15 protein-coding genes and 1 tRNA gene are annotated in these 22,086 nt (G+C 59.1%); 5 read left to right on the forward strand and 11 right to left on the reverse strand.

The features are described from left to right. Positions 1 to 4 precede the first annotated feature (4 nt). Positions 5 to 1,690 (reverse strand): aspartate:alanine antiporter, encoded by a 1,686-nt coding sequence (locus E5E96_RS17455; protein WP_011706282.1) that lies wholly within the window; start codon positions 1,688 to 1,690, stop codon positions 5 to 7. A 775-nt stretch (positions 1,691 to 2,465) separates the two neighbouring features. After that, positions 2,466 to 2,541: transfer RNA gene (locus E5E96_RS17460), tRNA-Asn, on the reverse strand. 135 nt (positions 2,542 to 2,676) lie between these two features. Here E5E96_RS17460 and uvrB point away from each other — a divergent pair. The 3 genes from uvrB (at position 2,677) to E5E96_RS17475 (ending at position 5,765) form a co-directional block, all read left to right on the forward strand. Continuing rightward, positions 2,677 to 4,689: an excinuclease ABC subunit UvrB gene (gene uvrB / locus E5E96_RS17465; protein WP_029303152.1), complete on the forward strand. Its 2,013-nt coding sequence runs from the start codon at positions 2,677 to 2,679 to the stop codon at positions 4,687 to 4,689. Next, on the forward strand, positions 4,686 to 4,955 hold the full coding sequence (locus tag E5E96_RS17470; protein WP_011706280.1) for a YkvA family protein: 270 nt from the start codon (positions 4,686 to 4,688) through the stop codon (positions 4,953 to 4,955). Before uvrB ends, E5E96_RS17470 begins: the two co-directional genes overlap by 4 nt. A gap of 156 nt (positions 4,956 to 5,111) precedes the next feature. After that, the gene (locus E5E96_RS17475; RefSeq protein WP_171282708.1) at positions 5,112 to 5,765 is read left to right on the forward strand and encodes a DedA family protein; all 654 of its coding nucleotides are present in this window, start codon (positions 5,112 to 5,114) and stop codon (positions 5,763 to 5,765) included. 87 nt (positions 5,766 to 5,852) lie between these two features. On the opposite strand, the gene dsbB is transcribed toward E5E96_RS17475, so the two are convergent. After that, a complete protein-coding gene (gene dsbB / locus E5E96_RS17480) occupies positions 5,853 to 6,374 on the reverse strand; it encodes a disulfide bond formation protein DsbB (protein ID WP_016350563.1) in 522 nt (173 codons plus the stop codon). Positions 6,375 to 6,459: 85 nt separating this feature from the next. Then, positions 6,460 to 8,040, reverse strand: a complete 1,581-nt coding sequence (gene nhaB, locus E5E96_RS17485; protein ID WP_171282709.1) for a Na(+)/H(+) antiporter NhaB — start codon at positions 8,038 to 8,040, stop codon at positions 6,460 to 6,462. Positions 8,041 to 8,373: 333 nt separating this feature from the next. Here nhaB and fadR point away from each other — a divergent pair, with 333 nt between their 5' ends. Continuing rightward, complete coding sequence (fadR, locus tag E5E96_RS17490) at positions 8,374 to 9,087, forward strand: fatty acid metabolism transcriptional regulator FadR (RefSeq protein WP_139749801.1); 714 nt, start codon at positions 8,374 to 8,376, stop codon at positions 9,085 to 9,087. 64 nt (positions 9,088 to 9,151) lie between these two features. On the opposite strand, the gene E5E96_RS17495 is transcribed toward fadR, so the two are convergent. The 4 genes from E5E96_RS17495 to E5E96_RS17510 form a co-directional block, all read right to left on the reverse strand. Continuing rightward, entirely contained in the window at positions 9,152 to 10,669 is a 1,518-nt protein-coding gene (locus E5E96_RS17495) for a SpoVR family protein (RefSeq protein WP_011706275.1), read from the reverse strand. A gap of 10 nt (positions 10,670 to 10,679) precedes the next feature. Further along, positions 10,680 to 11,951 carry a YeaH/YhbH family protein gene (locus E5E96_RS17500; protein WP_016350566.1) on the reverse strand — a complete coding sequence of 424 codons (1,272 nt, stop codon included), beginning with the start codon at positions 11,949 to 11,951 and terminating at the stop codon, positions 10,680 to 10,682. Positions 11,952 to 11,974: 23 nt separating this feature from the next. Further along, positions 11,975 to 13,897: a PrkA family serine protein kinase gene (locus E5E96_RS17505; RefSeq protein WP_011706273.1), complete on the reverse strand. Its 1,923-nt coding sequence runs from the start codon at positions 13,895 to 13,897 to the stop codon at positions 11,975 to 11,977. Between the two features lie 564 nt (positions 13,898 to 14,461). Then, positions 14,462 to 16,390 carry an ATP-dependent DNA helicase RecQ gene (locus E5E96_RS17510; RefSeq protein WP_171282710.1) on the reverse strand — a complete coding sequence of 643 codons (1,929 nt, stop codon included), beginning with the start codon at positions 16,388 to 16,390 and terminating at the stop codon, positions 14,462 to 14,464. Positions 16,391 to 16,727: 337 nt separating this feature from the next. Between E5E96_RS17510 and sstT the strand changes: the two genes are divergently transcribed. After that, positions 16,728 to 17,978: a serine/threonine transporter SstT gene (sstT, locus tag E5E96_RS17515; protein WP_016350568.1), complete on the forward strand. Its 1,251-nt coding sequence runs from the start codon at positions 16,728 to 16,730 to the stop codon at positions 17,976 to 17,978. Positions 17,979 to 18,395: 417 nt separating this feature from the next. Here the strand turns inward: sstT and E5E96_RS17520 are convergent, their stop codons facing one another. The 3 genes from E5E96_RS17520 to pabB all read right to left on the reverse strand — a co-directional run bounded on the left by E5E96_RS17520 (position 18,396) and on the right by pabB (position 21,810). Further along, positions 18,396 to 19,694: an HAAAP family serine/threonine permease gene (locus E5E96_RS17520; protein ID WP_171282711.1), complete on the reverse strand. Its 1,299-nt coding sequence runs from the start codon at positions 19,692 to 19,694 to the stop codon at positions 18,396 to 18,398. A 215-nt stretch (positions 19,695 to 19,909) separates the two neighbouring features. Continuing rightward, entirely contained in the window at positions 19,910 to 20,476 is a 567-nt protein-coding gene (locus E5E96_RS17525) for a CoA pyrophosphatase (protein WP_016350570.1), read from the reverse strand. A 47-nt stretch (positions 20,477 to 20,523) separates the two neighbouring features. Continuing rightward, positions 20,524 to 21,810 carry an aminodeoxychorismate synthase component I gene (pabB, locus tag E5E96_RS17530; RefSeq protein WP_253264716.1) on the reverse strand — a complete coding sequence of 429 codons (1,287 nt, stop codon included), beginning with the start codon at positions 21,808 to 21,810 and terminating at the stop codon, positions 20,524 to 20,526. Between the last annotated feature and the right edge of the window lie 276 nt (positions 21,811 to 22,086).

Here is a 22,086-nt window from a genome sequence, read left to right on the forward strand (position 1 = left end):
GGCGCTAGAACCAGAAGCCGATGATGAAGGAGCCCGCCAGGGTCAGCATGACGTTGGCCACCGCATAGGTGCCGGCATAGCCGAGCGCCGGGATGGAGCTGTTGGCCGCCTCGTTCACCACGTCCATGGCCGGGGCGCAGGTGCGGGCCCCCGTGATGGCGCCGAGCAGCAGGGCCGGGTTCATCTTCAGCACCCAGACCCCGAACAGGTAGCCCACCAGCACCGGCAGGGTGGTCACCAGCATGCCGGAGAAGAGCACCACGGCACCGACCTGGCTCAGGTGATCCAGAATGCCGCCGCCGGCTTTGAGGCCGGTGCTCACCATGAACACCGCCAGGCCGAGATCCTTGGCCAGACGCAGGGCGCCCGGTGGCACATAGCCGACAGTGGGGTGGTTGGCGCGCAGGTAGCCCATCAGGATCCCCGCCAGCAGCAGGCCAACGGCGTTGCCCAGCCCAAATTCGAGCTGGCCGAACACCAGGGAGACGGAGCCTATCAGCAGCCCCAGCACGAAGAAGGTGGTGAAGGCCACCAGATCCGTGGTCTGGCTGTGGATGCTGATGAAGCCGATTTTGTTGGCCAGCAGCTTGACCCGCTGCTTCTCGCCGCTGATCTGCAGCACGTCGCCCTTTTGCAGCATGATGTTGCGATCAAAGGGCATCTCGATCTGGGAGCGCACCACCCGATTGAGGAAGCAGCCCTTCTCGGTGAGGTTGAGCTCCACCAGATGGCGACCCACCACCGCATCGTTTTTCACCACTATCTCTTCGGTGACGATCTGCAGGTCAAGCAGGTTACGATCGAACACCTCCTTGCCGTTGCGGTAGTTGACGTCGAGCTTCTCGTGACTCTCTGGGTAACCCACCAGGGCGATCTCGTCCCCTTCCTGGATGACGGCATCGCCATCCGGGCTCGCCAGGATGCCGTTGCGGCGGATCCGCTCCACGTAGCAGCCGGTGTGGGGGTAGATGCCGGTCTCACGCAGGGTGCGGCCGCCAATCCAGGCCGCCAGCTCCGGGCCGACCCGGTAGGCACGGATGATGGGCAGGTAGGTCTTGCGGCTCTCGTTGTCGGAGAGGCCGCGCTCACGGGCGATCTTCTGCGCCTCGGTGTTGAGGTCGAGCCGTGCCAGCGAAGGCAGGTAGCGCACCACCAGCATCAGGCCGACCAGCCCCACCAGATAGGTCAACGCATAGCCGATGCCCATGTTGTCGAGCACCGACTGCATGTCGGTCTGATGGGGCAGGTTGAGCAGGCCGCTGCGCAGGGCATCCTGCGCGCCCACCAGCGCCGGGGTCGAGGTGAGCGAGCCGGCCAGGATGCCGGCCGCCATGCCCGGCCCCAGGTTGAAGAACTTGGCCAGCCCCACGGTGAGGAAGAGGGCGGTCAGCAGGATCACCAGGGTGAGGGTGATGTAGTGGATGCCGTCACGCAGGAAGACGCTGAAGAAGTGCGGTCCCGCTTCGATCCCCACGCAGAAGATGAACAGCATGAAGCCGACGTTCTCCGTGGTGGCGGTGAATTCGAAGCCCATCTGGCCGAACAGCAGGGCGGTAAAGAGCACGCCGATGGTGTTGCCGATCTGGAAGTTGCCGAACCTGACTTTACCGAGCAGCAGGCCGAAGGCCAATACCACGAACAGCAGCAGGGAGTCGCTTTGATGTAGCAGTGTCACAAAATCTATGGTCATGCCCGGAAAAACCGAGGAAAAAAGTGGGGCCGATATTGTGCCGGATCCCTCACCAATAAAGAAGCGTCAAAGGAGGATTAATCGGCACTAACCCGCCACGCGACTCGCCTGTGTGAGGGAAACTGCGGGGCGGGTGCGGTGATGACCTCTATTTCCCTCTGCCAGCCCCGCTGTCAATTAGTGATTCCTGCTATCTGTGATCCTCGTCTTTCCGCTCTGCTTGAAAATTTATTCTCTGCTGTTTGGCTGGGCGGTTTCCTGGTTTTTCAGCACATCTGACTGAAGGGGATGGCATGAGTCCGGGAGCCGATCGGTGGGTGTCGAGAGGGAGTGACCCATGTTGTGCGGGATGGCGAAAAGATATCTGCAAAAGGCATCTGTCGGCGGCGATGGCAACCCATTCAGGGGGGTGACCAAAAACAGCAGAAAATCAGGTCGGCAGGGAAAAACATCGCCCGTTGCTGGCAATGGCCTGCCAGCCTAGGCCGTCATTGGCTTTGCTCTACTTACCCACAGAATCTGTGGATAACCCTGTTTATGAAACTTGGTGATCAGGCTGTATCCCGCGCCAATACTGGGCTGCAAGGACTGTTCAAAAAATACCTGAGATAAATTGTTTCTATAAAAATCAAATAGTTAGACGCAGCAGAACAAAACGCTGCCGGGGCGGATGAGGAATCAAAAGGGAGGCGTCACCGCGGGAGGCGGCTTGTGCATTAAAATTGGCAGAGGAAAGCACTAAAGTGGATAACTTGCACCGAGATGGTGAGGAGATTGGCTCCCCCGACTGGACTTGAACCAGTGACATACGGATTAACAGTCCGCCGTTCTACCGACTGAACTACGGGGGAACATCAGGCAAGGAGGAGCATCATACAGAGGTCGTATTTCGAGGTCAATAGTCGCTTCTTCCGGCAGAGTGGATACCCAGCCCACCCCATCTCGGAGTACACTTCTGCTCTTGCGTTTTTTTGCCGGGAGTCGTCATGAGCAAGTTATTCCAGCTGGCCAGCCAGTTTCAACCCGCCGGGGATCAGCCAAGGGCCATCGCCCAGCTGCTCGATGGCATCGAATCCGGCCTTGCCCATCAGACCCTGCTCGGGGTGACCGGCTCGGGCAAGACCTTCACCATGGCCAACGTCATCGCCACCCTCAATCGCCCTACCATGATCCTGGCTCCCAACAAGACCCTGGCGGCCCAGCTCTATGGCGAGATGAAGGAGTTTTTCCCCGACAACTCGGTGGAGTATTTCGTCTCCTACTACGACTACTATCAGCCAGAAGCCTATGTGCCGACCACCGACACCTTCATCGAGAAGGATGCCTCCATCAACGATCACATCGAGCAGATGCGGCTGTCGGCCACCAAGGCACTGCTGGAGCGTCGCGACGTGGTGATCGTCGCCTCGGTGTCGGCCATCTACGGTCTGGGGGATCCGCAAGCCTACCTCAGCATGATGCTGCACCTGAAAGTGGGGGACCTGATCAATCAGCGGGATATCCTGCGCCGTCTCGCCGAGCTGCAGTACACCCGCAACGACATGGCCTTTCAGCGCGGCACCTTCCGGGTGCGAGGGGAGGTGATCGACATCTACCCCGCCGAATCGGACAAGCTGGCCCTGCGGGTGGAGCTGTTTGATGAAGAGGTGGAGCGCCTCTCCCTGTTCGATCCGCTGACCGGTGCCATCGAGCAGACGGTGGTGCGCTACACCATCTATCCCAAGACCCACTATGCCACCCCGCGCGAGACCATCCTGGGGGCCATCGAGCACATCAAGGAGGAGCTCAAGAGCCGCCGGGAGCAGCTGTTGTCGCTGGGCAAGCTGGTGGAGGAGCAACGCATCAGCCAGCGTACCCAGTTCGACATCGAGATGATGCAGGAGCTGGGCTACTGCTCTGGCATCGAGAACTACAGCCGTTACCTCTCCGGTCGCGCGCCCGGCGAGCCGCCGCCCACCCTGTTTGACTATCTGCCGGGGGATGGCCTGCTCATCATCGACGAATCCCACGTCACGGTGCCGCAGATCGGCGCTATGTTCAAAGGGGACAGATCCCGCAAGGAGACCCTGGTGGAGTACGGCTTCCGGCTCCCCTCGGCGCTCGACAACCGGCCGCTCAAGTTCGACGAGTTCGAGGCGCTGATGCCGCAGACGGTGTTTGTCTCGGCCACCCCTGGCCCCTACGAGCTGGAGAAGTCCGGTGGCGATGTGGTGCAGCAGGTGGTGCGCCCCACCGGCCTGCTCGACCCCGAGATCGAGGTGCGTCCGGTCACCACCCAGGTGGACGACCTGCTCTCCGAGATCCGCAAACGGGTGGCGGTGGAGGAGCGGGTGCTGGTCACCACCCTCACCAAGCGGATGGCGGAGGATCTGACCGAATACCTGGCGGATCACGAGGTGCGGGTGCGTTATCTGCACTCGGACATCGACACCGTCGAACGGGTGGAGATCATTCGCGATCTGCGCCTCGGCAAGTTCGACGTGCTGGTGGGGATCAACCTGCTGCGGGAGGGGCTCGATATGCCGGAGGTCTCGCTGGTGGCGATCCTGGATGCAGATAAAGAGGGTTTCCTGCGCTCCACCCGCTCCCTCATCCAGACCATCGGCCGGGCGGCGCGTAACCTCAACGGCAAGGTCATTCTCTACGGGGATACCATCACCAACTCCATGCAGGTGGCGATCGAAGAGACCGAGCGGCGCCGCGCCCTGCAGCATGCCCACAACCAGGAACACGGCATCACCCCGACGGGGCTCAACAAGTCGGTGGGCGATGTGATGGACATGGGAGGCAGTCGCAGTGCAGGCAAGAGCGGGCGGGGCAGTCGCAAGGCCGCCGAGCCACAAGGGGAGTACCATGCCCGCTCCGCCAGCGAGATCAGCAAGGAGATCAAGCGGATGGAAGAGCAGATGTTCCAGCATGCACGGGATCTGGAGTTCGAGCAGGCGGCAGCGCTGCGGGACCAGATCCAGCGGCTGCGCAACGAGTTGATCGAGAGTTGAGTGCCTTGCCGGGCGCCCGACGCTGGCTGATCTGGCGGCGTTTGCGCCGCCTCTATCGGGGTTTTCGTCACCCCGATACCCCCTGGTGGGCCAGGGGGCTGGTGATCCTGGTCCTGCTCTACGGCATCAGCCCGCTGGATCTCATCCCCGATGTGGTGCCATTTGTTGGCTGGCTCGACGATGCGACCCTGCTGCTGCTCTTATTGTGGGGTTGGGAGTTATGCCTGCCCGGTGCCGTGAGGGCGGCGCTCGCCGAGCGGGAGTAGGCCGCCTTGGCCGTGCCCGCTGTATCGCCATCGATTTGATGAAAAGTGTCATGCCGGTTGTGTTTGGGCGTGATAAGAAAGAGCATGGTGGGGGAGATTGTGGCGCTCAATGCATTGGCGTAGACTCCACGCCGTTCACTTTATGGGTATGAAAAAATGGATCTGATCCTGTTTGCGATTGATTTTATCCTGCACGTCGACGTGCACTTGAAAGAGCTGTTTGAAAACTATGGGATCTGGGTTTACGCCATCCTGTTTCTGATCATCTTCTGCGAGACCGGACTGGTGGTAACCCCCTTCCTGCCGGGCGATTCCCTGCTGTTTGCCGCCGGTGCGCTCACCGTGGGCAGCGTGCTGGATGTGCATACCCTGGCCGTCGTGCTGATCATCGCCGCGGTACTCGGCAACGTGGTGAACTACACCATAGGTCACTTCTTCGGCGAGCAGCTGTTTCGCAATCCTGACTCCAAGATCTTCCGTCGGGATTACCTGGATAAAACCCATGCCTTCTACGCCAAGCATGGCGGCAAGACCATCATCATCACCCGCTTCCTGCCCATCGTGCGCACCTTCGCGCCCTTCGTGGCGGGTATGGGTGCCATGACCTACCCGCGCTTCCTGGCGTTCAATCTGGTGGGCGGTCTGTTGTGGGTCCTTTCATTCGTCTATGCCGGCCACTTCTTCGGCAATCTGCCGGTGGTGCGTCAGAACTTTACCCTGCTCATCTTCGGCATCATCGGCATTTCGCTGCTGCCCATGGTGATCGGCATGGTGAAGGCCAGAATGAACGCCAGCAAGGCGGCGTCCTGAGCACCCTGCTGCCTGGCTGATGAAGCGAAATGACATAAAAAAGAAGGGAGCCGCTGGCTCCCTTCTTTATTTGCACTGCAATCGGGCTTAGCTGCAGCAGCGACCCTTGACCAGATTACCGATGGCCACCACGACGAACACCAGCAGGTAGGCGGCGAAGATGGCCACCAGCCACTGAGGCATGGAGAAGCTAAGGAACTGCCAGGTGACCTCGCTGCAATCGCCATCCGGGTAGAACATCCAGGGGATCCACTGATCCAGCGGCGCCCAGCTCGGGAAGTCGACAAAGCCTTCGCAGACGTTGAAGGGGGAGGGATTGACCTGATAATCCACATGCTTGAGCGCCAGTTTCAGGCCCCAGAAGGCACTGGAGCCCCATAGCAGCAGAGCGCTCCAGCGCACGTACCATTTCTGCGGTGCCACCATGCCGAGCAGCCCTGCGGTGAGGACTCCCAGCGTGGCGATCCGCTCATAGACGCACATGACGCAGGGATGCAGGCCCAGCACATGCTGGAAGAAGAGGGCGCTCAACTCGAGGAACAGGGCAGAGGCTGCAAGCAGACTCCAGGCCAGGCGATGGGCGGCAATACGGCGCAGAAACTCTATCATCTGGTTGATCTCACAGAAAAAACAGTGGCTGAATTAGAGCAGAGCAGGGGCCAAAAGGAAAGGGCCCGCATGGGCCCTTATGGTATCAATGCAGGGCGGGCAGCGCCGCCGGCGTGACGTTGTCGAGCACCAGCCAGCCGGCCTGATAGAACCAGTCGGTAAGCGGCCCGAGCAGCATCTCCACCGAGAAGAAACCCACCAGTCCCAGCACCAGGGTATAGGGCAGCGCCATCCACACCATGCGCCCGTAGGAGAGGCGCAGCAGCGGTGCCAGCGCCGAGGTCAGCATGAACAGGAAGGCGGCCTGGCCGTTGGGGGTGGCCACCGACGGCAGGTTGGTCCCGGTGTTGATGGCCACGGCCAGCAGTTCGAACTGTTCGCGGCTGATGGCATTGTTGAGCAGCGCCGTCTTCACCTCGTTGATGTAGACGGTGCCGACGAAGACATTGTCACTGACCATGGAGAGCAGGCCGTTGGCCAGATAGAAGAGCGCGAGCTGGGCGTCCGGCTCGGCGGCCAGCACCCACTGGATCACCGGCTTGAACAGCTGCTGATCGATGATGACGGCGACCACGCTGAAGAAGACGGCCAGCAGGGCGGTAAAGGGCAGCGCCTCCTGGAATGCCTTGCCGAGAGAGTGCTCCTCGGTGATGCCGGTGAGCGAGGTGGCCAGCACGATGACCGATAGGCCGATGAGGCCCACCGCCGCCAGGTGCATGGCCAGCCCCAGGATCAGCCAGAGGGCGATCGCTGCTTGCACTATGAGCTTGGCCTTGTCCTGGGTGGTACGTCCGGCCTCTTCATAGCGGTTGTAATCTTCCATGATGCGGCGTACCGCGTCCGGCAACTTGGCGCCGTAGCCGAACCAGCGGCACTTTTCGACCAGAACACAGGTGAGCAGGCCGCAGATGAACACCGGCACCGTGACCGGAGACATGCGAATGGCAAACTCGCCGAAGTTCCAGCCCGCCTGCTCGCCGATGATCAGGTTCTGCGGTTCTCCTACCAGGGTGCAGACACCGCCGAGGGCGGTACCGATGGCGGCATGCATCATCAGGCTGCGCAGGAAGGCGCGAAAGTCGTCCAGATGTTGGCGATTGAGTTCATTGACAGCGTCATCATCGGTATGATCGTGCGGGTTGCCGAACTCCTTGCCGGAAGAGACCTTGTGATAGATGGCGTAGAAACCGGTGGCGACGCTGATCACCACGGCGATCACGGTGAGGGCGTCGAGGAAGGCTGACAGGAAGGCGGAGACTAGACAAAATGCCAATGAAAGCAGAGTCTTGGAGTGGATCCGGATCAGCAGCTTGGTAAACACATAGAGCAGCAGCTGCTTCATGAAATAGATGCCGGCCACCATGAAGACCAGCAGCAGCAGTACCTCGATATTGGCCACCAGCTCATGTTTGACCTGCTCTGCCGAGGTCATGCCGATCAGCACCGCCTCAATGGCCAGCAGACCGCCGGGTTGCAACGGATAGCACTTGAGGGCCATGGCCAGAGTGAAGATGAACTCGACGACCAGCAGCCAGCCGGCGATGAAGGGATCGAGGTAAAAGGCGATCGGGTTGATCAGCAGGAATAGAAGAATAGCGGCCTTGTACCACTGGGGCGCATTGCCCAGAAAGTTCCTGGCAAAGGCTTGCCCTAAGCTGATTGGCATAATAGTGGGTCTCTGTGTTGTGGTTGGTATCTGCGTCTATGCAGTCAAGACAGGCTCGACCAGAACATCCGGATGTTGTCCCTTATCAGATTGATTCCTCATGATTTTAATCAAAAAGAGCATTAACTATAAATAACATAGTCTGCATTGCCCACGAGATTGGCCGTTTTATCGCCAATCGATGGGGTTGGCTGACACCCATTGCGGGAATCAATACATATTTTTAACAAAATGGCCTGCTTATGTGAGCAGAGGACCGACCTTCTGCTTGCCAGCCCTCCCTGCTTTGCTATTATTCGTGAGCCTTTTTACGTACTACAACAGAGTCACTACATGGTCATAAAAGCGCAGAGCCCTGCAGGGTTTGCCGAGGAATATATCATCGAGTCCATCTGGAACAATCGCTTTCCTCCAGGATCCATCTTGCCGGCCGAGCGTGAGCTGTCCGAGCTGATTGGCGTGACTCGAACCACCTTGCGTGAAGTGCTGCAGCGTCTGGCCCGTGATGGCTGGCTCACCATTCAGCATGGCAAACCGACCAAGGTGAACAATTTCTGGGAAACCTCTGGACTCAACATTCTGGAGACCCTGGCCAGGCTGGATCAGGACAAGGTGCCGGATCTGGTGGCCCAGCTGCTGTCGGCGCGCACCAACATCTGCACCATCTTCATTCGTGGCGCGATCCGCAACAATCCGGAGCAAGCCGCCGAGATCCTGCGCGGTGCCGACACGGTAGAGAACTCCCCGGAAGCCTATGCCGAGTTTGATTATCGCCTGCACCACCAGCTCTCCTTTGCCTCAGGCAACCCGATTTATGCCCTGATCCTCAACGGCTTCAAGGGGCTGTACAGCCGGGTTGGCCGTTACTACTTCTCCGACAAGCAGGCCCGTGAAGCAGCCGATGCCTATTACAAGACCTTGCTGAATCTGGCCGAGACCAAGAATCACGAGGCCGTGTTCATGACGGTACGTCAGTACGGCATCGAGTCAGGCAAGTTGTGGACCCGTCTGCGTCAGGACATGCCGAGCAATCTGTGCGACAACTGATGGTATTCTGATGCAAGAAAAACGCGCCAAATGGCGCGTTTTTTTATGGTGGATGGCTGCTTGCTCAAGCCGGTTTTTTCTCCGGGCAACGCCCGATGATATCGGCAGGCAGTTCACCATTGTCCTGCTCCAGCACCACATCGAACCCCCACAACTGATGCAGATGCTTGAGCACCTCGTGACGGGAGTCTCCCAGCGGGATCCGGTTGTGCGGCACGTAGCGCAGCGTCAACGAGCGATCGCCCTTCACTGCCACATTGAATACCTGGATGTTGGGCTCCAGGTTGCTCAGGTTGTATTGGGCCGACAGGGTATTGCGCACCTGGCGGTAGCCCTCGTCATTGTGGATGGCGGAGACCTTGAGGTAGTTCTTCAGATCGTCGTCATCGATGGCAAACAGCTTCATGTCGCGCATCACCTTGGGGCTGAGGAACTGGCTGATGAAGCTCTCATCCTTGAAGTTCTGCATGGCGAAATGCAGGGTATCGACCCAGTTGCTGCCGGCGTAATCGGGGAACCAGTATCTGTCCTCCTCGGTCGGGTTCTCGCAGATACGGCGCAGGTCGGTAAACATGGCAAAGCCGAGGGCGTAGGGGTTGATCCCCGAGTAGTAGCGGCTGTTGTAGGGGGGCTGGTAGACCACGTTGGTGTGGCTGTGCAGCACCTCAATCATGAAGCGATCGCTGATCTTGCCCTCGTCATAAAGGTGATTGAGGATGGTGTAGTGCCAGAAGGTGGCCCACCCTTCGTTCATCACCTGGGTCTGCTTTTGCGGATAGAAGTACTGGCTGATCTTGCGCACGATACGCACTATTTCGCGCTGCCAGGGTTCCAGCAGAGGAGCATTCTTTTCGATGAAATAGAGAATGTTCTCCTGTGGTTCAGCCGGGTAGCGTCTGTCTTCCACCCCGGAGGCCTTGTGCTGTTTGGGCAGGGTTCGCCACAGCTCGTTGACCTGAGTCTGCAGATAATCTTCCCGTGCCTTCTGGCGGCGCTTCTCTTCGGCCAGCGAGATCTTCTGCGGCCGCTTGTAGCGATCCACCCCGAAGTTCATCAAGGCATGGCAGGAGTCGAGCAGCTTCTCCACCGCATCGATGCCGTGTTTCTCTTCACACTCGGTGATGTAGTTCTTGGCGAACAGCAGATAGTCGATGATGGAGGAGGCATCGGTCCAGGTCTTGAACAGATAGTTGTTCTTGAAGAAGGAGTTGTGGCCGTAGCAGGCGTGGGCCATCACCAGTGCCTGCATCGGCATGGTGTTCTCCTCCATCAGATAGGCGATGCAGGGATCCGAGTTGATGACGATCTCGTAGGCCAGCCCCATCTGGCCACGTTTGTAGTTGCGCTCGGTGTGAATGAAGCGCTTGCCGAATGACCAGTGCTGATAACCGATGGGCATGCCGACGCTGGAGTAGGCATCCATCATCTGCTCTGCCGTGATCACCTCGATCTGGTTGGGGTAGGTATCCAGTCGATAGAATTTGGCAACCCGGGCTATCTCCTGATGGTAAATGTCCAGCAGGTCGAAGTTCCAGTCCGGGCCATCGTCCAGCGGTGCGACTTTTCTTGCGGTTTCTACCATATGACCTCCCTCACGCCGCTTGCTTCTTGAACAGCTCCCGGAATACCGGATAGATATCCTCTACCTTGCGAATGTGCTCCATCGCGAAGTGGGGGAACTCGCTGGCGACCGATTCATATTCGTGCCACAACGTCTGGTGGGCACGGGTAGTGATCTCGATATAGGAGTAGTACCGTACTCGCGGCATGATGTCCCGCGCTAGGATCTCCCGGCATTGTGGCGAGTCGTCGGCCCAGTTGTCGCCATCCGAGGCTTGCGCTGCATAGATATTCCACTGATGGGCAGGATAACGCTCGTTGATGATGTCGTTCATCATCTTGAGGGCGCTGGAGACGATGGTGCCGCCGGTTTCCTGGGAGTAAAAGAACTCATGTTCGTCCACCTCCTTGGCCTGGGTATGGTGGCGGATATAGACCACTTCGACGTTTTTGTAGGTCCGGCTCAGGAACAGATAGAGCAGGATGTAGAAGCGCTTGGCCATCTCCTTGGTGGCCTGATCCATGGAGCCCGACACGTCCATCAGGCAGAACATCACCGCCTGGCTGGAGGGGACGGGTCGCTTGACGAAGTTGTTGAACTTGAGATCGAAGGTGTCGATGAAAGGGACCGCGTCGATCCGTCTTTTCAGCTCCCTGATCTCCTTTTCGAGTTGGGCTATTTCGGCAAAATGTTCGTTGGGATCTGCCGCCAGCAGGGCCAGCCTATCTTCCAGCTCATGCAGCTGGCGCTTCTTGCCGGCCTGCAGCGCCATCCGACGGGCCAGCGAATTTTGCAGTGAACGCACCACGTTGATGTTGGCAGGCACCCCGTTGGAGGTGTAGCCCGCCCGGTAGGTTTTGACTTCCATCAGCTGGTTGAGCTGGGTTTTCTGCAGCCGTGGCAGCTCGAGATCTTCAAACAGCAGATCGAGATACTCATCCTTGGAGATCTGGAAGACGAAGTCGTCCGCTCCTTCTCCCTGGTTGGAGGCCTGCCCTTCGCCAGAGCCCTGACCGCCACCTCCTCCCTTGGGGCGGTCAATCTTGTCACCGGAGACGAACTGGTCATTGCCGGGATGCACCATCTCCCGTTTGCCGCCTTGCCCCTGATGGAAATGGGGCTCGCCGATATCCTTGGTCGGGATGCTGATGCTCTCACCCGTGTCTACGTCCTGAATGCTGCGCTTGGAGACAGCATCAGAGACCGCTTGTTTGATCTGCTTCTTGTAGCGGCGGATGAAGCGCTGCCGATTGACAGCGCTTTTGTTTTTGCCGTTGAGCCTGCGGTCGATAAAATGCGCCATAACTCCCCCTTGAACAGTCAGGGTCAGGATGACTTGCGTACCCTGAGATACCATTCGGAGAGCAGTCGCACCTGTTTGCGGGTGTAGCCTTTCTCCATCATCCGTTCGACAAAGTTATCGTGCTTCTTCTGCTCCTCGGCTGAGGTTTTGCTGTTGAAGGAGATAACCGGCAGCAGCTCTTCCGTGTTGGAGAACATCTTCTTCTCGATCACGGTGCGCAGCTTCTCGTAACTGGTCCAGTTGGGGTTACGGCCTGCATTGTTGGCCCGGGCACGCAGCACGAAGTTGACGATTTCGTTGCGGAAATCTTTCGGGTTGCTGATCCCGGCGGGTTTCTCAATCTTCTCCAGCTCGCTGTTGAGCGATGCGCGGTCAAACAGCTGGCCGGTCTCGGGGTCACGGTACTCCTGATCCTGGATCCAGAAATCGGCGTAGGTGACGTAGCGGTCGAAGATGTTCTGACCGTACTCGGAGTAGGACTCGAGGTAGGCGGTCTGGATCTCTTTGCCGATGAACTCCACATAGCGCGGGGTCAGATAGCCCTTGATGAACTCAAGGTAGCGATCATGCAGCTCTTGCGGGAACTGCTCGCGCTCGATCTGCTGCTCCAGCACATAGAAGAGGTGCACTGGGTTGGCTGCCACTTCCGCGTGGTCGAAGTTGAAGACGCGGGAGAGGATCTTGAACGCGAAGCGGGTCGACAGGCCATTCATCCCTTCGTCCACCCCGGCGTAGTCGCGATACTCCTGATAGCTTTTCGCCTTGGGATCCGTGTCTTTGAGGCTCTCGCCATCATAGACCCGCATCTTGGAGTAGAGGCTCGAGTTTTCCGGCTCCTTGAGGCGTGACAGCACGGAGAACTGGCCCAGCAGTTCGAGGGTGCCGGGGGCGCACTTGGCATCGGTCAGCTCGCTGTTGACCAGCAGCTTCTCGTAGATCTTCACCTCTTCCGACACGCGCAGGCAGTAAGGCACCTTGACGATATAGACCCGGTCGAGGAAAGCCTCGTTGTTCTTGTTGTTGCGGAACTGCTGCCATTCGGATTCGTTGGAGTGGGCCAGCAGGATGCCGTCGAAGGGCAGGGCGGAGAGCCCCTCGGTCCCGTTGTAGTTGCCTTCCTGAGTGGCGGTCAGCAGCGGGTGCAGCACCTTGATGGGCGCCTTGAACATCTCGACGAACTCCATGATCCCCTGGTTCGCCTTGCACAGCGCGCCCGAGTAGGAGTAAGCGTCGGCATCATCCTGGGCAAAGTGCTCCAGCATGCGGATATCCACCTTGCCGACCAGCGAGGAGATGTCCTGGTTGTTGTCATCACCCGGTTCGGTCTTGGCGATGGCGATCTGGTCGAGGATGGAGGGATTGACCTTCTCCACCTTGAACTTGGTGATGTCGCCACCAAACTCGTGCAGTCGTTTGGCGACCCAGGGGGACATGATGGGGCGCAGATAACGGCGCGGGATGCCGTACTCCTTCTCCAGAATTTCGCCATCTTCTTCGATGTCGAACAGGCAGAAGGGGTGGTCGTTGACCGGTGACCCCTTGATGCGATAGACAGGCACTTTTTGCATCAGGGATTTGAGTTTCTCTGCCAGCGAGGATTTACCACCGCCAACCGGCCCCAGCAGATAGAGGATCTGCTTCTTCTCTTCCAGGCCCTGAGCCGAGTGCTTGAGATAGGAGACAATCTGTTCGATGGCCTCTTCCATGCCGTAGAAATCTTTGAAGGCGGGATAGCGTGCCACGACGCGGTTGGAGAAAAGGCGACTGAGTCTGGGGTTGACCGAGGTGTCGATCATTTCCGGTTCGCCGATGGCGACCAGCAAACGCTCGGCGGCGGAGGCGTAGCAGGATTTGTCCTGCTTACACATATCCAGAAATTCCTGGATGGTGTATTCCTCTTCCCTGGCTTTCTCATATCGCTGTTGATAATGCTCGAAGATGCCCATAACTTTGCCCTCGTTATAGTCGCTTACCCTGAAAAGAGTGGATCACTACTTTTGTTCTGTTTACCTCATTAAGCCTAGTCAACAGCCCCCAGTAATCCATCACCAACTATTGGTTTAAATTTGCAAGGGTACTTCCCGACCCAATGCGGGAAGGCGCAATCAGTGACACACCTATGTTACTGACTGTTAAATTATTTTTGCCACGATAGTGAGGTAAATGTCAAAGACATAAAAAATAAATGTTTGTCAGAAAATGGAAATGACATCGCGTTTATTTGGGAGACTGGCTGCAGCACAGACGGGGCAAGGGGCAGGGCGTAGACGAGACGAAATGGTGTTACGTTTACGTGCACGGAAAGTGTTTTGTTTGGTGTTTTAGCTCTAATTTTTACATTGACGCTACATTGCGACTGCTCTAGATTGGCCCTGTGTCAGGCAGTCAGCGCTTTAGCAAGAGAGTGGCTGGTTGCTGATGCAAAGCTCTGTTTAAGCACGTTTCCGTTGGCTTGACCCTCGCAGATGCGAGGGTCTTATTTTTTGGGCTCTACCCGATGTTTAAGCCGTTTATCCCTGTTGGCGAGCGGTATAAATGTTGGATACGGCCGCCAGCACATCGGCAAAGGGGTGGGACGCCAGCTGGCCGAATCCAGCCAGGCTTCTGGCCTTGAGCCGGGTGGTGAGCGGGGTGGTGATGCCACACAGGAAACGCGTCAGGATGCGGGGATCCCGACTGTGACACAGGGCTACCAGCGGATCGCACCAGGCTCTGAGCCCCTGTTCATTGGGGAGTGTCCGGCTGGGTAAGGAGGTAAGCTGCGCCACCTCTCCCCGACAGACCGAGCAGTGCCCGCAATGGGTGGGCGCGGCCTGATCGGCAAAGTAGCGGGCCAGCTCATGGCTCAGACAACTGCTGGAGGTAAAGAAACCCAGCAATGCCTGCAGACGCGCCAGCTCGCTTTGTTCTTTCTTTTCAAACAGTGCGTGCAGCTGATCGGCCAGCGGTGCTATGTCCAGATCTTGTTGCAGCACCCGATAGACCTCGGTCATCTGCTTGCTCTCCAGCTCGATCCAGCCTTGCTGCTGCAGATAATCCAGCGCGGCAGCGGCCCGCGACCGCTCCCCCTGATAACCCTGCCAGAGCGCCTCGAAGTCCATGGTGCACCAGCTGCGCGCCTGCGGGGCACTGGCGAACACTTGCTCCAGAAACTGGCGTCGCGCCGGATTGAAACGGGCCAGGATGTCGGCCTTGTCCAGCACGAACTTGAAGCGGTACTCGGCAAAATAGCTGTAGGCCGGCGCTATGATGCCTGCCATCTCCAGGTAGACCAGCAGGGTTTTCAGCGGCAGCTGGCGGATATTGGTGTCGTTGGAGAGGCGCAGCAAGCCAAATTCCCACTCGCTGCCGCTTTGTTGCAGGATCTCGAGCAAGGTGACGATGGCCGTTCTGTCCGGGGTGTCGCCATAGACGAAGTTTTCCAGCACCGGCAACTGGCTGCGATTGGCCAGTACCATGCAGCGGGAAGGCAGACCATCCCGGCCGGCGCGGCCTATCTCCTGACTATAGTTTTCGATGGATTTGGGCAGATCGTAATGGATCACCCGGCGAATGTCGGCCTTGTCGATCCCCATGCCGAAGGCGATGGTCGCCACGATGCAGTCCAGCTTGCCGGCCATGAAGTCGTACTGGATCTGGCTGCGCAGGGTGGCATCGAGCCCGGCGTGATAGGCGCGCGCTCTGATGCCGGCTTGTTGCAAGCGGGCGGCGCACTGCTCTGCGGTGTGCTGCAGGGTGACATAGATGATGGTCGGTGCGGCGGGGTCACGAGCCAGCTCGGCATGCAGCCAACCATCGCGAGCCTCGTCAGGCAGCGGCACCACGGCCAAGTCCAGGTTGGCGCGATAAAAGCCGGTGACGATGAGTCCCTCATCCTCGATCTCGAATTTGGCCTGCATGTCGGCCATGACTGCCGGGGTGGCGGTGGCCGTCAGCAGCAACACCTGCGGGATCTGCAATTCACGGCGGTAATCCGGCAGCTTGAGGTAGTCGGGTCGAAAGTTGTGACCCCACTCCGAGATGCAGTGCGCCTCGTCCACCACCAGCATCGACAGCGGTACCTGCTGGATGAAACGGCGAAAGCGTTCGTTTTTGAGCCGCTCAACCGAAATCATCAGGATCTTGAGCTGGCCATCGCTGGCCTGCTGCATCACCCGGCGGCTCTCCTCCGGGGTCAGGCTCGAGTCGAGGGTGGCGGCGGCGATCCCCTTGCTGCGCAAAAAAGCGAGCTGATCGTGCATCAGCGCGATCAGCGGCGAGATCACCAGGGTCAGATGGGGCAGGGCTAGCGCCGGCAACTGATAACAGAGGGACTTGCCGGAGCCGGTGGGAAAGATGGCGGCGGCACTTTGGCCGGCCAGTAATCGGCTGATCACCGCCTCCTGTCCCGGTCTTAACCGATCGAAGCCGAAGTGACGGGTCAACAGGGATGAGATCATGGCAGGACTCCAGCGCAAAAACCGTCATGATACCACTGCCAGGGAGTGTCTGGATGGCCAAGCGAGGGAAAACGGCATCCATTTGAATGCTGTTGATATTGTGTTATCGCATTGTTGTGGTTTTTTTGTGAGGTAAACCGGATATTTTTCAGTGATTATATGGAAAAAAGCGGTTGCAGATGGGATATTCCTTGTCCGCAATCCCGTGTGTTACCGGACAGGCTCAACAGAAAGCTTGCCGGGGCAGATGACGCCAGCCGTGACATGGGTGTCGCCTGGCGTAGCGGTTGCCAACAGGACTAATGATTCACGCACTTCGGTGCTCAGGGACTATTTGATGACACAACAACACCCCCTCGTAAGACTGGTCAACAGTACCAGCCTGGTTAGCCAGATCCTGGTCGGTCTGGTCTTCGGTATCCTCCTCGCCATGTTCATGCCGGAATGGGCCAAAACGGCAGGTCTGCTCGGCAGCCTGTTCGTCGGCGCCCTGAAGGCGGTCGCCCCGCTGCTGGTCTTTGTACTGGTCATGGCGGCGATCATCGGCCACAAGCAGGGCCAGAAGACCAACATGAAACCGATCCTGCTGCTCTATCTGCTGGGTACCTTCCTGGCTGCTGCGGTCGCCGTCGTGGCCAGCTTCCTGTTTCCCTCCAACCTGCATCTGGTGGCCAACAGTGCCGAGATCACCCCACCGGGCGGCATCACCGAGGTACTGCAGACCCTGCTGTTCAACGTGGTGACCAACCCGGTCAAGGCGCTGCTGGATGCCAACTACATCGGCATTCTGGCCTGGGCCATCGGCCTTGGCATCGCCATGCGCCACGCCAGCGAGGGGACCAAGGCGGTGATCACCGACCTGTCCCACGGGGTCTCCACCATCGTGAAAGCGGTGATCCGCTGCGCGCCGCTCGGTATTCTGGGCCTGGTTGCCTCCACCCTGGCCGAGACCGGTTTTGACGCCCTGTTTGGCTATGCCCAGCTGCTGGTGGTGCTGATCGGCTGCATGCTGTTCATCGCCTTCGTGGTCAACCCGCTGATCGTATTCTGGAAGATCAAGCGCAACCCCTATCCGCTGGTGCTGACCTGCCTGAAAGAGAGCGGCGTGACCGCCTTCTTTACCCGCAGCTCCGCCGCCAACATCCCGGTCAACATGGCGCTGGCCGAGAAGCTGCGCCTGCCGGAAGACACCTATGCGGTCTCCATCCCGCTGGGGGCCACCATCAACATGGCCGGTGCCGCCATCACCATCACCGTGCTCTCCATGGCGGCGGTACACACCCTGGGGATGGAAGTGGATCTGGCCACCGCCATTCTGCTCTCCGTGGTCGCGACCATCAGTGCCTGTGGCGCGTCCGGCGTGGCCGGCGGCTCCCTGCTGCTGATCCCGCTGGCGTGCAGCCTGTTTGGCATCAGCAACGACATCGCCATGCAGGTGGTGGCCGTGGGCTTCATCATCGGGGTACTGCAAGACTCCGCAGAGACGGCCCTCAACAGCTCCACCGACGTGCTGTTCACCGCCGCGGCCTGCATGGCCGAAGATGAAACCCTGTTGGATGCCTCGCCGGTGCCCAACAGCGAAGCCTGATAGCAGCGCCTTCACCGCACTGAAAACGCCCTCATTCGAGGGCGTTTTTTATTGTCTGGCAGTCTGGGGGCTGGTCCAGCCCGCATCTACAGAGGCTGAGGGGAGCAGGCTGAAGTGGATACCGCAGGCACATCAAGAGCCCGGATGAACGCATGGTCAGGCAGGCTGTCTGGCATCGGTTTGTATAAGGCTACCCGCACTTTAGGCCAGCCATTGTCGGTTGCCGTTCGAGGGGGGATGACGAGAGAAAAGGGGGGAATAGTCGGGATGGGGAGCTGGGCCGGTGTTTGCGAGTGGCGCGTCGGCCAACATGCCTGTGCATGCTCGCCTGCTGGAGAGCCATCATCCGCTGCTGTTGGCACCATAAAAAATGCCAGCCGGTTACCCGGCTGGCATTGTTGCTGGTATGGCCGAGTGTCAGCCGAGCAGTTGGTAGAGGATGGCGGAGATGGCCGTCATCCCCATCACAGCCACGAAGACGTTGCTGATATGGCCCTGATACTTCGCCATGGCCGGTACGCGCTTGATGGCGTACATCGGCATGATGAACAGGATGGTGGCGATGATGGGGCCGCCCATCGACTCGATCATGCCGAGGATGGAGGGGTTGATCACCGCGGTGCCCCACAGGGTCAGGATGAAGAAGGCGATGATGAACATCTCGACCTTCTTGTGGTTCGGCTCCTTGCCGGACTTGCGCAGGTTCTGGACGATCATCCCTTTCAGGCCTTCGCGGGCACCCAGGTAGTGGCCGAAGAAGGAGGAGACGATGGCCACGAACGCCACCAGCGGGCCGAAGTAGGAGATGATGGGGCTCGCGTGCTGGTTGGCCAGGTAGGAGAGCACGGCGATGTTCTGGGACTTGGCTTCTGCCAGTTGCGCCGGGGTCAGGCTCATCACGCAGGAGAAGACGAAGAACATCACGAAACCGAGCAGGATGGTGGCGGTACGCTTGAGGATGGCGTCAGACTTCTCGACCGCATGCTCGCCGTGATCGCGGCGCTGGGCCAGCGAGAAGCTGGAGATGGCCGGGCTGTGGTTGAAGGAAAACACCAGCACCGGAATGGTCAGCCACAGGGTGATGGCAAAGTCCTTGCCGGACGGCATCTGGGAGAGGGCCGCGCCGGTCCAGTCCGGGATCAGGTAGAAGGAGATCCCCACCAGGATGGCGATGAGCGGGTAGACCAGGAACTCGGTCACCTTCAGCATCAGTTTTTCACCGGCCAGCATCACCGACATCATGCCCATGATCAGCACGATGGAGAGGATCCAGCGCGGGGGGGGCGTCATCTGCAACTGGTTGACCATGAAGCTCTCAACCGTGTTGGTGATGCCCACCCCGTAGATCAGCACGATGGGGTAGATGGCGAAGAAGTAGAGCAGGGTGATTAATTTTCCGGCACCCACGCCGAAGTGCTCTTCCACCACTTCCGTGATGTCGGCATCGGGTCTGCTGGAGGAGAGTACGAAGCGGGCGAGGCCGCGGTGGGCCAGGTAGGTCATGGGGCCAACCAGCAGCGCCATCACCACCAGTGGCCAGAAGCCACCCATGCCGGCGTTGATGGGCAAAAACAGAATGCCGGCGCCGACGGCGGTGCCGAACAGGCTGATCACCCAGCTGGTGTCTTGCTTGGTCCAACCACGCGATTGGATGGAGCGGGTTCCTTGCTCCTGTGAGGTCGCAACGTCCTGTGCGCCGGTGACAGTATTAGACATGTGTCTCACCCCGAATTGTGGTTTTTATTGAATCGGCGCAAGGATACGGTTTTTTTAATCAAAAATGTTGATCAAATTCACCTTTATAGGGCTCAAACCCGCATTCTTTTGTGGAAATGTGATCGAAAGAAGAATTAATCAATTATTTTTTATAAAAACCCACGTTAGTTTAATGTTAATGCGCGAATGTTGCACAATCTTTTGTAGGCAAAATGTTATATGGCAAGTTGCCGAGAGAGTTGGCGGATCATGCTGGCGGTGGCGCCCCAGATGAAGTGGTGCTGCCAGGGGATCCAGTAGATGGTGTGCAGGTGATCGGCTCTGGGGATGGTGAGCGCGATGTGGTGGCGTGGATCCAGCAGGTGGTTGAGCGGCACCTCAAAAGCCTGGTCGACCTCGTCCCGGCTCAGGGTGAGCTGATAGTCGGCCGTGACCAGCCCCAGCACCGGCAGCACGTCGTATTGGGAGACGGTGTTGAGGGGCGTGAGGGTGCCCAGCACCTCTATCTGGGCAGGGACGATGCCGAGCTCTTCCTGGGTTTCCCGCAGCGCCGTGTGGATCAAGTCCCGGTCGTCCGGATCCTGCCTGCCACCGGGGAAGCTTATCTGCCCTGCGTGGTGGCGCAGGTGCGGGCTGCGCCGGGTCAGCAGCAGTTGCAGACCGTCGGCCCGCTCGACCAGCGGCAGCAGCACGGCCGCGGGCTTGAGCCCGGCCACCGTCAACCGGTGGGCGGGGGCAGGGCGTTGCAATAAAAAGCGGGTCAGCAGTTCGGCACGGTCCATCTCGATTCTTCTTCGCTCCAGTTGCTGTGATCCATTTTGTCAGGTTTTCAACGCAGTGTGCCCAGCAGCGGCAGAATGCGGGCCACCTTGTCATAGGTTTCCTGATATTCGTCGTCCACCTCGGAGTCGGCAATGACGCCGCCACCGGCCCAGCAGTGGAGCTGGCCCTGTGCGGCGATCAGGGTGCGGATGCAGATGCTGGTATCCATCCGGCCATGCTGGCTCAGATAGCCGATGCTGCCGCAGTAGGCATTGCGCCGTTGGGGCTCCAACTCCTCGATGATCTCCATGGCCCGGATCTTGGGGGCGCCGGTGATGGATCCGCCGGGGAAACAGGCGCGCAGGAGATCCACTGCCTGCCACTGCGCATCCAGTTCGCCGTGGATGGTGGACACCAGGTGATGCACCGCCGGAAAGGACTCTACCGCAAACAGGCTGGGTACGCTGACCGAGCCGGGTCGACTCACCCGGCCGATGTCGTTGCGCAGCAGATCCACGATCATCAGATTCTCCGATCTGTCCTTGTCGGCGCCAGCCAGCTCCAGGGCGCTGGCTTGATCTTGCTCCGGGTCGGCCAGTCGCGGGCGGGTGCCCTTGATGGGCTTGGTCTCGATATGGCGCTGGTCGAGCAACAGGAAACGCTCGGGGGAGAGGCTCAATATGGCGCCCTGCGGCAAATGCAGGAAGGCCGAGAAGGGGGCACGGTTGGCCTGTGACAGCGCCTGATAGGCCTGCCACTCGTCGCCCCGATAGGGCGCGCTGAAGCGCTGGGTCAGGTTGATCTGATAGCAGTCCCCGGCGGCCAGATAGGCCTGGACCTTGGCAAACTTGTCACCGTATTGCGCGCGGCTCATGTTGCTCTGCCATCGTCCCTGCAAGGCAAAGGGCTCAGTGGCGGTTGCCTGCTGCGTCTTGAGCCACTGCAGGCGGCGGGCAAGGCCGGCCTCATCGCCCCAGTGCACCAGCTGCCACTGGCCCGTTGCCACGTCCCGCAGCAGGGCCCAGTCATAGATGCCGACCGCCATGTCCGGGATGGTCACGTCACGGGCGGCCAGGCTCGGCAGACGCTCGAAACGGCGGCCCAGATCATAGCCAAACAGGCCGAGTGCACCGCCGATGAAAGGCAGGGGAGTCGCTTGACTGATGACCTCTCCCAGCAGGGCGTGTTGGCGTTGGGCCAGCAGCGTCAACGGATCATCTTCACGGGATTCGTGCTGATCTCCCTGCGCGATGCGGGTCAGCGTCCCCTCGGTCTGCAAAGTGGCCAGCGGATCGGCGGTGATGATGTCAAAGCGGTTGTCTGCTCCCAGCGGGCCGGCGGATTCCAGCAACATGGCCCAGGGCAGATGATGAAGGCGTGCGAACAGGGCATGGAGCGCCGTCTGGTGATCAAAATGGTGGATATGCAGCGTTGGTTTCATTTTTTGTTACACAGGCAACAGTTTACAGCCTGCTCCCTAGCCGGTACGGGGGTGGCAAGCGTATCATAGCCGCCGGAATTTTTAGAAAAAACACGCCGTTGTCTTATCGGGCCGACAGGCAAGCCGCCTGGCACCACCCCACCGAAGCACGGCTCATATGGAAGCCCTTGCTCTGCATCGAGACGGAGA

The sequence above is a fragment of the Aeromonas sp. 1805 genome, from assembly GCF_013085525.1.
GTDB lineage: Bacteria > Pseudomonadota > Gammaproteobacteria > Enterobacterales > Aeromonadaceae > Aeromonas > Aeromonas hydrophila.

Excerpts from the sequence above, each read along its gene's own strand:
- E5E96_RS17455 (WP_011706282.1), bottom strand. The coding sequence starts at position 1,690 with ATGACCATAGATTTTGTGACACTGCTACATCAAAGCGACTCCCTGCTG.
- uvrB (WP_029303152.1), top strand. The coding sequence starts at position 2,677 with ATGAGCAAGTTATTCCAGCTGGCCAGCCAGTTTCAACCCGCCGGGGAT.
- E5E96_RS17475 (WP_171282708.1), top strand. The coding sequence starts at position 5,112 with ATGGATCTGATCCTGTTTGCGATTGATTTTATCCTGCACGTCGACGTG.
- dsbB (WP_016350563.1), bottom strand. The coding sequence starts at position 6,374 with ATGATAGAGTTTCTGCGCCGTATTGCCGCCCATCGCCTGGCCTGGAGT.
- nhaB (WP_171282709.1), bottom strand. The coding sequence starts at position 8,040 with ATGCCAATCAGCTTAGGGCAAGCCTTTGCCAGGAACTTTCTGGGCAAT.
- fadR (WP_139749801.1), top strand. The coding sequence starts at position 8,374 with ATGGTCATAAAAGCGCAGAGCCCTGCAGGGTTTGCCGAGGAATATATC.
- E5E96_RS17495 (WP_011706275.1), bottom strand. The coding sequence starts at position 10,669 with ATGGTAGAAACCGCAAGAAAAGTCGCACCGCTGGACGATGGCCCGGAC.
- E5E96_RS17500 (WP_016350566.1), bottom strand. The coding sequence starts at position 11,951 with ATGGCGCATTTTATCGACCGCAGGCTCAACGGCAAAAACAAAAGCGCT.
- E5E96_RS17505 (WP_011706273.1), bottom strand. The coding sequence starts at position 13,897 with ATGGGCATCTTCGAGCATTATCAACAGCGATATGAGAAAGCCAGGGAA.
- E5E96_RS17510 (WP_171282710.1), bottom strand. The coding sequence starts at position 16,390 with ATGATCTCATCCCTGTTGACCCGTCACTTCGGCTTCGATCGGTTAAGA.
- sstT (WP_016350568.1), top strand. The coding sequence starts at position 16,728 with ATGACACAACAACACCCCCTCGTAAGACTGGTCAACAGTACCAGCCTG.
- E5E96_RS17520 (WP_171282711.1), bottom strand. The coding sequence starts at position 19,694 with ATGTCTAATACTGTCACCGGCGCACAGGACGTTGCGACCTCACAGGAG.
- E5E96_RS17525 (WP_016350570.1), bottom strand. The coding sequence starts at position 20,476 with ATGGACCGTGCCGAACTGCTGACCCGCTTTTTATTGCAACGCCCTGCC.
- pabB (WP_253264716.1), bottom strand. The coding sequence starts at position 21,810 with ATGTTGCTGGAATCCGCCGGCCCGCTGGGAGCAGACAACCGCTTTGAC.